The organism is Luteimonas terrae (assembly GCF_031457535.1).
Classification (GTDB): domain Bacteria; phylum Pseudomonadota; class Gammaproteobacteria; order Xanthomonadales; family Xanthomonadaceae; genus Luteimonas; species Luteimonas terrae_A.
This window is the reverse complement of sequence record NZ_JAVDWO010000006.1, coordinates 64,075-76,164: the sequence shown is the minus strand read 5'-3', so window position 1 is coordinate 76,164 and position 12,090 is coordinate 64,075. Positions and strand designations below refer to the sequence as shown.

General features: G+C 66.4%; 10 protein-coding genes. All 10 read left to right on the top strand.

The features are described 5' to 3' along the window. Positions 1–387 precede the first annotated feature (387 nt). The 10 genes from folP to J2W68_RS08445 all read left to right on the top strand — a co-directional run bounded on the left by folP (position 388) and on the right by J2W68_RS08445 (position 11,763). Positions 388–1,287, top strand: a complete 900-nt coding sequence (gene folP, locus J2W68_RS08490; protein ID WP_310234961.1) for a dihydropteroate synthase — start codon at positions 388–390, stop codon at positions 1,285–1,287. 286 nt (positions 1,288–1,573) lie between these two features. Further along, positions 1,574–3,085: a sodium/proline symporter PutP gene (gene putP, locus J2W68_RS08485; RefSeq protein WP_310234613.1), complete on the top strand. Its 1,512-nt coding sequence runs from the start codon at positions 1,574–1,576 to the stop codon at positions 3,083–3,085. Between the two features lie 178 nt (positions 3,086–3,263). Then, a complete protein-coding gene (gene miaA, locus J2W68_RS08480; protein ID WP_310234612.1) occupies positions 3,264–4,235 on the top strand; it encodes a tRNA (adenosine(37)-N6)-dimethylallyltransferase MiaA in 972 nt (323 codons plus the stop codon). Positions 4,236–4,606: 371 nt separating this feature from the next. Then, positions 4,607–4,882: an RNA chaperone Hfq gene (gene hfq, locus J2W68_RS08475; protein WP_310234610.1), complete on the top strand. Its 276-nt coding sequence runs from the start codon at positions 4,607–4,609 to the stop codon at positions 4,880–4,882. Positions 4,883–4,900: 18 nt separating this feature from the next. Continuing rightward, positions 4,901–6,220 carry a ribosome rescue GTPase HflX gene (hflX, locus tag J2W68_RS08470; RefSeq protein WP_310234607.1) on the top strand — a complete coding sequence of 440 codons (1,320 nt, stop codon included), beginning with the start codon at positions 4,901–4,903 and terminating at the stop codon, positions 6,218–6,220. A 189-nt stretch (positions 6,221–6,409) separates the two neighbouring features. Further along, positions 6,410–7,600: an FtsH protease activity modulator HflK gene (gene hflK / locus J2W68_RS08465; RefSeq protein WP_310234604.1), complete on the top strand. Its 1,191-nt coding sequence runs from the start codon at positions 6,410–6,412 to the stop codon at positions 7,598–7,600. Further along, entirely contained in the window at positions 7,597–8,460 is an 864-nt protein-coding gene (gene hflC, locus J2W68_RS08460) for a protease modulator HflC (protein ID WP_310234602.1), read from the top strand. Before hflK ends, hflC begins: the two co-directional genes overlap by 4 nt. 13 nt (positions 8,461–8,473) lie before the next feature. After that, positions 8,474–8,659, top strand: a complete 186-nt coding sequence (locus J2W68_RS08455) for a DUF2065 domain-containing protein (protein ID WP_310234599.1) — start codon at positions 8,474–8,476, stop codon at positions 8,657–8,659. A gap of 995 nt (positions 8,660–9,654) precedes the next feature. Further along, positions 9,655–10,947 carry an adenylosuccinate synthase gene (locus J2W68_RS08450; protein WP_310234597.1) on the top strand — a complete coding sequence of 431 codons (1,293 nt, stop codon included), beginning with the start codon at positions 9,655–9,657 and terminating at the stop codon, positions 10,945–10,947. A gap of 399 nt (positions 10,948–11,346) precedes the next feature. Continuing rightward, the gene (locus J2W68_RS08445) at positions 11,347–11,763 is read left to right on the top strand and encodes an H-NS histone family protein (protein WP_310234594.1); all 417 of its coding nucleotides are present in this window, start codon (positions 11,347–11,349) and stop codon (positions 11,761–11,763) included. The last annotated feature ends 327 nt before the right edge of the window (positions 11,764–12,090 follow it).

Below are 12,090 nucleotides of genomic sequence, written 5' to 3'. Positions count from 1 at the left end.
TGCTTTCCGTCAATCGGGAAGACTTGCGGCAAGCCGGTCGCGCAAGGGGTTCGGAGTGCTCGGCAGTTCCAGAGGTTGCGACAGTTTGGAACAAGCTGCGTTCCTCGCCAGGACACATGGCATCCCATCGGGCGCGGGCATGCATGCGCTGGTGGACTTCCAACGCGCGCATGCACAAGGCCGGTAATGCAACTGCTTGCGGTGCACGCGACGAGTCGCCAGAGTCTGCGCTGACGTAACGCATTTGGAGCAGACGATGTCCGACCCGAAGCCGGAAGCCCGCGATCCCCTGTCGCCCGTCGGGCCAGGCGCTCCGCTGGACGTGGCGTTCGGCACGCGTCGTCGGATGATGACGGGCGCACCCGCCATGCCCAGGAGAAACCGATGATGTTCGACACCGCGCCGCAGCTCGACTGCAACGGCCGCGTCCTGCGGCTCGATCGCCCGCGCGTGATGGGCATCGTCAACGTCACGCCGGATTCGTTCTCCGATGGCGGCGCGCACGACGATGCCGATGCGGCGATCGCGCACGGCCTGCGGCTGGCGGAGGCGGGTGCCGATGTGCTCGACATCGGCGGTGAGTCCACCCGCCCCGGTGCGGATGCGGTGTCGGTGGAAGAAGAACTGCGACGCGTGCTGCCGGTGATCGAAGCACTGGTCGCGCGCACGTCGCTGCCGATCAGCGTCGACACCTCCAAACCCGAGGTCATGCGCGCCGCCGTCGCTGCGGGCGCCGGCCTGATCAACGATGTCTACGGCCTGCGCCGCGACGGTGCGCTTGAGGCCGCGGCGTCGCTGGGCGTACCGGTGGTGCTGATGCACATGCTCGGCGAACCGCGTGACATGCAGACAGCACCGGAATACGACGATGTCGTCGGCGATGTGCACCGCTTCCTCGCCGAGCGGATTTTTACCGCCGAAATGGCGGGTATCGACAAGAAGCGCATCATCGTCGACCCGGGTTTCGGCTTCGGCAAGACCACCGCACACAACATGGCGCTGCTGGCGCAGTTGTCGCGCTTCGTCGAACTCGGCGTGCCGGTGCTCGCCGGTCTGTCGCGCAAGCGCAGCATCGGCGAGTTGACCGGTCGTGATGTGCCGGCCGAACGCGTGGTCGGCTCCGTCGCCGCGCACCTGATCGCTGCGCAGCACGGCGCACGCATCCTGCGCGTGCACGATGTCGCGGACACGGTCGATGCCTTGAAGATCTGGGCCGCAGTGGACGCGGTGCCCAAGCCTCGAGCGGCCACGCCGAAGCCGGCGATCAGCTGGCCCGACGACGCCTGACAGGGGGGGCGGCTGGTTCGCGACCCGCTGGTAGTTGCACGGCGCCGGGTGCTGTAGCGAGACGGCGCCCGCGCCGAACGCCAATGATGTGCCTGGTTTCCAGCACGTGCCCATGCACCCTCGACGCCCGGCGCGGACCTGCCGCATCAGCATCCCTCATCATCTCCGACGGCAGACGCGTCCGGGTGCGCACGGCTGACCGCGGCCCAGCTCTGCGTTAGGCTGACGCGCCGCCGTGGCAGCCGCCGCGGCGTTTGTCGTGTCGCGATCCACTCCAGGAGGCCTCGTGCTCAGATCCAATACGCCGACCATCGTCATGTTTCTCGTGTACCTGGCGATGATGGTCGCGATCGGAGTCGTGGCCTGGCGCCGGACCAAGAACTTCGACGACTACATCATCGGCGGGCGCAGCCTCGGCCCAGGCGTGACCGCACTGTCGGCCGGCGCTTCCGACATGAGCGGCTGGCTGATGATGGGCCTGCCGGGTGCGATCTTCCTGGGCGGTCTGTCCGAGGCCTGGATCGCGGTGGGTCTGCTGCTCGGCGCGTATCTCAACTGGCGGTTCGTGGCCGGTCCGTTGCGTGTGTACACCGAGCGCACCGGCAATGCGCTGACGCTACCTGACTTCCTGACCAACCGTTTCGACGATCGCAGCCGCATCCTGCGTGTCTTCACCGCGCTGGTGATCCTGGTGTTCTTCGCGATCTATTGCGCGTCCGGCGTGGTCGCGGGCGCGCGCCTGTTCGAGAGCGTGTTCGGCCTGACCTACTGGCAGGCGATCTTCCTGGGTGCGTCGGTCACGGTGCTCTACACCCTGATTGGTGGCTTTCTCGCCGTGAGCTGGACCGATGTCGCGCAGGGGCTGATGATGCTGTTCGCGCTGTTGCTGGCGCCGATTCTGGTGTTCATGCACACCGGCGGTTTCGAGGCCAGCGTCGATCTCATCCGTGCCAACGATCCGCTGCAGCTCGACTGGTTCCGCGGCGGGGAAGTCGGCTTCATCGGCATCGTCTCGCTGCTGGCGTGGGCGCTCGGCTATTTCGGCCAGCCGCATATCCTGGTGCGCTTCATGGCCGCGCAGGGCGTGCACACGATTCCCACCGCGCGCCGCATCGCGATGAGCTGGATGACGCTGTGCATGATCGGCGCGATGTCGGTCGGTTTCTTCGGCATTGCCTACTTCGAGGCCCATCCGGATGTCGCGGCGCCCGTGCTGCAGAACTCCGAACGCGTCTTCATCACGTTGGTCGAGTTGCTGTTCAATCCCTGGGTCGCCGGCATCATCCTCGCGGCGATCCTGGCCGCGGTGATGAGCACGCTGTCGAGCCAGTTGCTGGTCTGCTCCAGCGTGCTGTCCGAGGATCTGTATCGCGGCCTCTTCCGCAAGCAGGCCTCGCAGCGCGAGCTGGTCTGGGTGGGGCGCTTGAGCGTGCTGCTGGTCGCGTTGATCGCGATCTTCATGGCGCGCGATCCCGACAGCCGCGTCCTGGGCCTGGTGTCGTACGCGTGGGCCGGCTTCGGCTCGGCCTTCGGTCCGGTGCTGCTGCTGGCGCTGTTCTGGAAGCGCATGACCGCCAATGGCGCGATCGCCGGCATGCTGACCGGCGCGGCGATGGTGATTTTCTGGAAGGAGATCATGGTCAACCGTATGGACGCCGAGCTCTACGAGATCATCCCGGGGTTCCTGTCGGCGACAGTCGCAATCGTCGCCGTAAGCCTGCTGGGCCGCGCGCCGTCCGCAGAGGTGCAGGCCACGCATGCGCAGGTGCAGCTGTCGCTCAAGGAGACTGGGTACTGAGGGATGTGCATACGCAGCCCCCACACTGCAGCGTCGTCCCGGCGAAAGCTGGGATCCAGTGTCTTTCCCTTCAATGTGACCGAAGACGAAGTCGCTGGATGACCGGCGCTACGCGCTGTCGTGGCGCATGTCCGGCCTGTGACGTCGCGGATCGGTATGACGGGATAGTTGGATCGCAATGAGCGCAAGAAATCAGATCTTTTCAGATTCAAATCCCCGCGCTATCGCCCTGATGGGGCCAACCGCGTCCGGCAAGACCGCGCTCGCGCTCGACTGGGCAGAGCGGTTCGGCGGCGAAATCGTCAGCGTCGATTCGGCGCTGGTCTATCGCGGGCTTGAGATCGGCGCCGCCAAACCCGATGCGGGCGAACGCGCGCGCGCGCCGCATCACATGCTCGATCTGCGCGACCCGTGGCAGACGTACTCGGCCGCCGAATTCGCCCACGACGCGCGTGCTGCGGTCGAGGACATCCTGCATCGCGGCCGCGTACCGATCCTCACCGGCGGCACCGGCCTGTATTTCGCCGCCTTGCTCGACGGGCTGTCGCCGATGCCCGAGGCCGATGCCGACACGCGCGCCGCCATCGCGGCCGAGGCTGCCGCACTCGGCTGGCCCGCGCTGCATGCGTGCCTGGCGACGCTCGACCCGGACGCCGCCGCGCGCATCAAGTCAGGTGATGCGCAACGGATCCAGCGGGCGCTCGAAGTCCATCGACTGACCGGCATTCCGATCAGCGAATGGCAGAAACGCCCGAGCGAATCGCCGCCGTTTCCCGCGCAGGTGCTGGCACTGGCGATCGCGCCGACCGAGCGCGCAACCCTGCATGCGCGCATCGCCACCCGCTTCGACGCGATGCTGGCCGCCGGCTTTCTCGATGAGGTACGGGCGTTGCGCGCCTTGCCGCAGCTGCAGGCGCATCCCGCGCCGTTGGAGTTGCCGGCGATTCGCGCCGTCGGCTATCGCCAGGCCTGGGAATTCCTGGACGGGCAGGGCAGCGCTGAAGACTTCCGCGAGCGCGGCATCGCCGCGACGCGGCAACTGGCAAAGCGGCAGTTCACCTGGCTGCGTGGACGCGGCGGAGCGCGCTGGTTCGATCCGGCAACGCAACGCCATGCGCTGGATGCTGAAGTCGGCGCGTTTCTGGGGTGAGCAGAGGCATCGGCTCAAGCCTCCCATGTGTGTACGGGGGCAATCCCTCAGTGGAGCAGATGCGCCCTCAAGCGATCCATCGACCCACCTGGGCATCCAGATCGCGCCGTGAATGACGGTTCTTTCCCATCCAACGCTGCACCCGTGAAAGGCGCAATGCCCTGCAAGCAGCGCCAAGGCTTTCAAAAGCGACGCCGCCGCGGGCCGCATCACCCACCACCGTCACGAATCCCCGCCCGCACAGCATTCGTGCCTGGCGTTCCCGCCCAGACCGCATCGCGGTTGTGTAACATCGGCCGGTCGCCATCCGGGGAGCGGGTAGCGGCCCGGCCAACAGGTCATCAGAACAACAACTACGCTGGGGAAACACCATGTCCAAGGGGCAATCCTTGCAGGATCCTTTCCTGAACGCACTGCGCCGCGAGCGTGTGCCCGTCTCGATTTACCTCGTCAATGGCATCAAACTGCAGGGCACGGTCGAATCGTTCGACCAGTTCGTGGTGTTGCTGCGCAATACCGTGAGCCAGATGGTCTACAAACATGCCATCTCCACCGTGGTGCCGGCCCGCAATGTGCGCGTGGTGCCAGGCGGCGGATTCGTCCAGTCCGGTGAAGGCGAGGACGAGGCGCCCGAAACCACCGACTGACCCGAGGTGTGAACTCTTTTGTTCGAACGCTCCCGCAAGGGTGAAAACGCGCTGCTGATCCAGCCGCATTCGCATGGCCCGGCCGACGAAGGCGCACTGGAAGAATTTTCCGAACTCGCCCGCTCGGCCGGTGCCCGCGTCGCCGCGGTCATTCCGGCCCGCATCGACAAGCCCAATGCCGCAACGCTGTTCGGCAGCGGCAAGCTCGACGAGGTCAAGGCCGCGGCCGAAGCGACCGGCGCCGATCTGGTGCTGGTCAATCACCGGCTCACGCCGGGCCAGGAACGCAACCTCGAGAAATTTCTCGAGCGCCGCGTCGTCGACCGCACCGGGCTGATCCTCGACATCTTCGCCCAGCGCGCCCGCAGCCACGAAGGCAAGCTGCAGGTCGAGCTGGCGCAGCTGCGCCATATGGCCACGCGCCTGGTGCGCGGCTGGACCCATCTGGAACGTCAGCGCGGTGGTTCGATCGGCCTGCGCGGCCCGGGTGAAACCCAGCTCGAAACCGACCGTCGGCTGCTGCAGAAGCGGCTCGAACAGCTGCAGGCGCGTCTGGACAAGGTGGAAGTGCAGCGCACCCAGATGCGTCGCGCGCGCGTCCGCAGCGAGATGCCGCGCGTGGCGCTGGTGGGCTACACCAACGCCGGCAAGTCGACGCTCTTCAACACACTGTCGGGCGCCGATGCCTACGCGGCCGACCAGTTGTTCGCCACGCTGGATCCCACCGTGCGCCGCGTCGACCTGTCCGGCGGCAGTGTGGTGCTGGCCGATACCGTCGGCTTCGTCCGCGATCTGCCGCACGAACTCGTTGCCGCCTTCCGCTCCACGTTGAGCGAAGCGCGCGAGGCAGATCTGCTGCTGCACATCATCGACGCCGCCGATCCGCTGCGGAACGAGCGTATCGCCCAGGTCGATGCGGTGCTGACCGAGATCGGCGCCGGCGACCTGCCGCAGTTGCTGGTCTTCAACAAGATCGACCGCATCGAAGGCGCCACGCCGCGCTACGACCAGGATCCCAATGCGCTGGCTGATGACGCCGTGCGCGAGAGCGTATGGATTTCCGCGCGTGAGGGCCTGGGCCTCGACCTGCTGTCGGAGGCGCTGGCGCGCCGGCTCGGCATCCGCCGCGTGACCGGCGAAGTGCGTCTGCCGCCCGAATCCGGTCGCCTGCATGCCCGTCTGCACGCGCTGGAAGGCGTGCGCGAGGAAACCCTCGACGAGTCCGGTTGGCTGCTGCAGGTAGACCTCGCCCATGCCGATGCGGCGCGCCTGGCCGCACAGCCGGACGGCGAACCGCTGCGCGCGCTCTTGCCTCCGGACGAAGACGACACCATCTAATTGATCTGTAGGAGCGCGCTGGCGCGCGAACAAGCTTTCCAGGGAAAGCTCGATCGCAACCGAAACCGCCCCCGCAGATATTCCCGGCATGACCTCCGGTACGTGGCCTGCGACAGGCGCGAGCCGGTTAGACTATGCGACCCCCGCGCCGCCGCCGACGCAGGCTGCGCGCCCAGAACTGGAGCAGGCATGGCCTGGAACATTCCCGGCAACAACAAGGACAAGGATTCTCCGGACCGCAAGGATTCCGGAGGCCAGGGCGAGCGCAATCCATGGCCGCCACGCCGGACAGGCGGTGGTGGACGTGGCGGGCGCGGCAGTGGCGGTGGTGGTTTCGACCGCATCCTCGACCAGTTCCGCGGACTTTTCGGTGGCGGCTTCGGTGGCGGCAATCCGCTGCGCTGGATCGCAGTCGTCGTGGTCATCGTGCTGCTGCTCAACTGTTTCGTGCTGGTGGGTGAAACCCAGCGCGGCGTGGTGCTGCGCTTCGGCCAGGTCGCCCGCGTCATGCAGCCGGGTCCGAACTTCAAGCTGCCGTGGCCGGTCGAGCGCGTGACCAAGGTCGATGCGACCACGGTCCAGTCCTTCAGCAACACCGTGCCGGTGCTGACCCGCGACGAGAACATCGTCATCGTGTCGTTCAACGTGCAGTACCGCGTCGGTGATGCCGTGCAGTACCTGTTCGGCACCCGCAATGCCCGCGAGATGCTCGAGCAGACCGCGCTCAGCGCGGTCCGCGAACAGATCGGTCGTGTGAATCTCGACGCCGCGCTCAATGCGCGTGGTCCGATCTCGACCGCGGCGCAGACCTCCCTGCAGGCCTCGCTCGACAGCTACCGCACCGGCCTGTTCGTCAACGAACTCAACCTGCAGGACGCGCGTCCGCCGGAAGAGGTCAAGGACGCATTCGACGCCGTCAACAGCGCCCAGCAGATGAACGAGCAGCTGGTCAAGGAAGCCGGCGCCTACGCGGCCAAGATCGTGCCCGAAGCGCGCGGTGAATCCGAGCGTGTCCGCTCGCAGGCCGAAGGCTACAAGACTGCCGAGATCGCCCGCGCCACCGGTGACGCGACCCGCTTCTCGCTGCTGGTCGATGCCTACGCCGGCGCGCGGGAGGTCACCCGCAAGCGTCTGTGGCTGGAAACCGTGCAGAGCGTGTTGGCCGACAACCGCATCGTCGTCGGTGGCGATGGTCGCCAGCTGATCTATGTGCCGATGGGCGGGCAGGGCACGGGTGGTCAAGCCGCGCCTTCGCTGATTCCGCCGGAGGTGCTGTCGCCCTCCGTCGAGGCCACACGCAACAGCAGCAACAGCACCGCGATGCCGGACGCGCCCGCGCGCACTCTGCCGCGCCCGTCGCGTGAAGGAGCCACCCGATGAGACTCAATTTCGTCATTCCGCTGATCATCATCGTGCTGCTGGGCCTGATGGGCTCGGTCTACGTGGTCCGTGAAGGCCAGGTGGCCCTGGTGCTCAACCTCGGCCGCGTCGCGCGGACCGACATCGGCCCGGGCCTGCACTTCAAGGTGCCGCTGATCGAATCGGCACGCGTGTTCGATCGCCGCTTCAACGCCAGCGCGTTCTCGCCGGAGCGCTCGCTGACCTCCGAGCGCAAGGACGTCAGCGTGGACTTCGTTGCGATCGTCGCCATCAGCGACGTCGCCGCGTTCTACCGCGCCACGACCGGCAACGAGTCCGACGCCAATCTGCGCCTCGAGCCGATCATCAAGAACTCGCTGCGTAACGAGATCAACGCCAGCACGCTGACCGAACTCGTCTCGGGCAACCGCTCGGAGTTCGTCGAGCGCCAGCTGCCGGGCATCAACGAAGCGGCCAAGTCGCTGGGCATGCGCATCATCGACATCCGTCTGAAGCAGATCGACCTGCCGACCGACAGCCAGGTGATCCAGCAGGTCTACAACCGCATGCGCGCCGAGCGCCAGGAAGTGGCCACGCGACTGCGCGCCGAAGGTGAGGAACGCGCCCGCGCGATCCGCGGCCAGGCCGATCGCGAGCAGACCGTGATCCTCGCCGAAGCCGAACGCGACGCGCAGACCCTGCGCGGTGAAGGCGACGCCGAAGCAGCCCGCATCTACGGCAATGCCGCGAACCGCGACCCCTCGTTCTACGCGTTCCAGCGCAGCCTCGAGGCCTATCGCGCCGCGTTCGAGAAGGGCGACAGCGTGATCGTGCTCGAGCGCGACGACCCCTTCCTGCAATACATGCGCAGCGATCGTTGATGGTTTACGCCTGATGTCGGATCTGTGGGCAGCGTTGTGCCTGGTGTTCGTGATCGAAGGGCTGATCCTGTTCGCCATCCCCGGCTTCTGGAAGCGCAACGCCGAACAGATGCTCACGATGCCCACCACCACGCTGCGCCGCATCGGCGCAGGCGTGCTGGCGGTCGGGTTGCTCGCGCTGTATTTCGTGCGGGGTTGATGGGGTCTGATTGCCCATGCCGCGGTTGAGTTGGCAAGAGCACGGTTCACTGACTGCTTCTGGATCTGCCTTCAGCGCGTTCCACTGAAGCCGCGTCGGGTCAATCGTCATCCGAGCGAACGCTGCGATCCAGCCAGAACCCGCCCTCCGCTCGCCACCGGCACGTGGAGTCAAATCAAACTGGGCCCCAGCGTTCACTGGGGCGACGTGCGGTAGACAGCTGTGGCGATCAGTCGTCAGTGCCCCCGACCGTCATCCCAGCGAACGCTGGGATCCATCTTGATTTTGCTCTGCGCTCTCCGGGCTCTACTTCAAGTCACGAACCAACGTGGGCCGGGTGCGTGCTGGCCGCAACGAACTGTGGCCACCCGGTTGGTCCTCGGCCATCCATGCCGCGTTACCGTCGTCCCGGCGAAGGCCCGGCCCCAGCGCCTTTGCCTGAAACGAGCGGCGCATATTCGGTGGGGCGACGCGCACCCATCGCGGGAAGCACAGAGATCCGTCGCGTAGAGGCCTCGTAGATCGGTAGGCCAAGCGAAATCCAATGGCGGCAATCCGGCTGCGACTTCGAGCTTTGCCGCGCGCGTCAGCCCTCACCCCAACCCCTCTCCCTGGGGGAGAGGGGCTCAACACCCGGGCCGCACGTCAGCAAGGTGCATCGAGGGCCAGCTAGAGGGCGACGCACGTCCGAACCCACCGCCTCTCCCTCCGGGAGAGGCGGACGCGCGTTGCGCGTCGGGTGAGGGTCAGGGCGCTACCGATCGACCCTCCATCCCCCATGAACGCGCCCCACAAACAGGTGGCCCCCGTCCCCCCTTATCCGGATAATGCGGAAAAGCCGGACGGGCCATCTCGCATGAGGGGACTGCCGGCTTTTTCCGTGTCCGGCCCTGCGAGGCGGTCGTCTCCCCGATGGAGCGGCCAATCCCCGCGCAAGGTTGACCGGTCCCTTCCTGCGGCCCCGATGGCCGCAATGCGATATCAGGAGTCACAAGATGGGTCAGTCAGTCGTCGTAATCGGCGCCCAGTGGGGCGATGAGGGCAAGGGCAAGATCGTCGATCTGCTCACGCAGGACATCGGCGCCGTCGTGCGCTTCCAGGGCGGCCACAATGCCGGCCATACGCTGGTGATCGCCGGCAAGAAGACCGTCCTCCACCTCATTCCCTCCGGCATCCTGCGCGACGACGCGCTGTGCCTGATCGGCAACGGCGTGGTGCTGAGCCCGGCCGCGCTGATCAAGGAAATCGGCGAGCTCGAAGCCGCCGGTGTCGAAGTGCGTTCGCGCCTGAAGATCAGCCCGGCCACGCCGCTGATCATGCCGTACCACATCGCGCTCGATCAGGCCCGCGAGAAGGCCGCCGGCGGCAAGGCCATCGGCACCACCGGCCGCGGCATCGGCCCGGCGTACGAAGACAAGGTCGCGCGTCGCGGCATCCGCGTCGCCGATCTGCATTACCCCAAGCAGCTCGAAGAACTGCTGCGCACCGCGCTCGACTATCACAACTTCGTGCTGACCAAGTACCTCGGCGGCGAAGCGATCGACTTCCAGAAAACCTACGACGAAGCGCTGGCGTTCGGCGATTACGTCGAGCCGATGAAGAGTGATGTCGCCGGCATCCTTCACGACCTGCGCAAGCAGGGCAAGCGCGTGTTGTTCGAAGGCGCGCAGGGCGCACTGCTCGACATCGACCACGGCACCTATCCCTATGTCACCAGCTCCAACACCACCGTCGGTGGCGCGCTGGCCGGTGCGGGCGTGGGCGCGGACGCGATCGACTACGTGCTCGGCATCGCCAAGGCGTATGCGACGCGCGTGGGTGGTGGCCCGTTCCCGACCGAACTCGACGACGAGATCGGGCAGGGCATCCGCGACCGCGGCCAGGAATACGGCGCGTCCACCGGCCGCCCGCGTCGTTGCGGCTGGATGGACATCGTCGCGCTCAAGCGCGCTGTCGCCATCAACGGCATCTCCGGCCTGTGCATCACCAAGCTCGACGTGCTCGACCGCATGAAGACGCTGAAGATCTGCATCGCCTACGAATACCGCGGCAAGCGCACCGAGTACGCGCCGCTCGACGCCGCCGGCTGGGACGAGTGCACGCCGGTCTACCTCGAGTTCCCGGGCTGGGAAGAGACCACCCACGGCATTACCGAGTGGGACAAGCTGCCCGCAGCCGCACGCGCCTATCTGCGTGCACTGGAAGAGCTGGCCGGCTGCCCGATCAGCATCGTCAGCACCGGCCCCGACCGTGCGCACACGATGGTGCTGCAGGATCCCTTCGCCTGATCGCACTCGCGTCCTGTTCCAGAGCAACGGCCCGGCAATCCCGGGCCGTTGCTGTTTCACGTCCGGGATTCGACGCCGGCTCGCACGCGTTTGCGGCAGCAGGCAGCGCACGACAATTTGGGCGAGTACGAGACGCGATTCGCCTGGCGCACGATCCGTCGACAGTCTGGGCTCTGACGTCGTGAGGGCTGGGCAGATCCTTTTGTTGTTGCTCGATCGATCGCCCATTCGACGAGAATTTCCCGGTGCAAGCCCGACAGCCGTTTTGGTAGCCGTAGACGAGTTGCGAGATTCCACGCTGATCGTGTCGGAACACCTTCGCTTTGCGAACATCTCGGACTGCGCTGCTGTCCGCGAATTTGCTTGACAGACCCCACCCCTGGCCCAAGGCTCGACGGTATGAAGATCGATATCGAGAAGCTCAGCCTGCGTGAGCTCGATTTGCTTGTGAGCGCCGCTGAGCGGCGCAAGCAAATAGTGACGACCCGCCGGTCACCCGCGGTCGTCCGCAAGGTCTTGATCGAGGCCGCGGCCGCGCACGGCTACGAGATCGAGGAAGTCTTCGATGTCGCACCGATCGCGGAAGCCGCCAAGAGACCGGCCAAACGCAAAAAACTTGCGAAGGTGGCGGCGAAGTACCGCGATCCGGACAACAAACGGAATACCTGGTCGGGTCGGGGCCGCATGCCGCGCTGGCTTGCCGAGAAGACCAAGCGGGGGAGCAGCGTTGCGGATTTCCTGATTCCTGGACTCGGCCGACCCACCGCGAAGAAGAGCAGCGCGATCGGTCAACGGTCTGTCTATAAGCAGGGCTGAAAAACCGCGCCCCAAACGGATCGCCGCCCAAGTAAGCCGAGCGCCACGCCTTCGAACGGCCGCCCGCAGCGGCGGCACCCGCTTCGTCTCAGCGCCGAACTGGCTGTCAACAGCAGCGTTGCTCTTCCCTCAGCGAAGTCGGTGTCGCGCGCAGGCGCGACGCGGCAGGCCGCGGAAGGTCTTGGCAAACAATGCGCTTGCGATCGAACCAGTGAGTGAGGCGTCCGCGCCTCTGGCGAACGCCCGCTTGTGATTGTCGGGTCCGTGCGACGGGCCAGCACCAGGACACCCGTCGTGGCCACGTCTCTCAGAGCCCGCGGCGGCGCG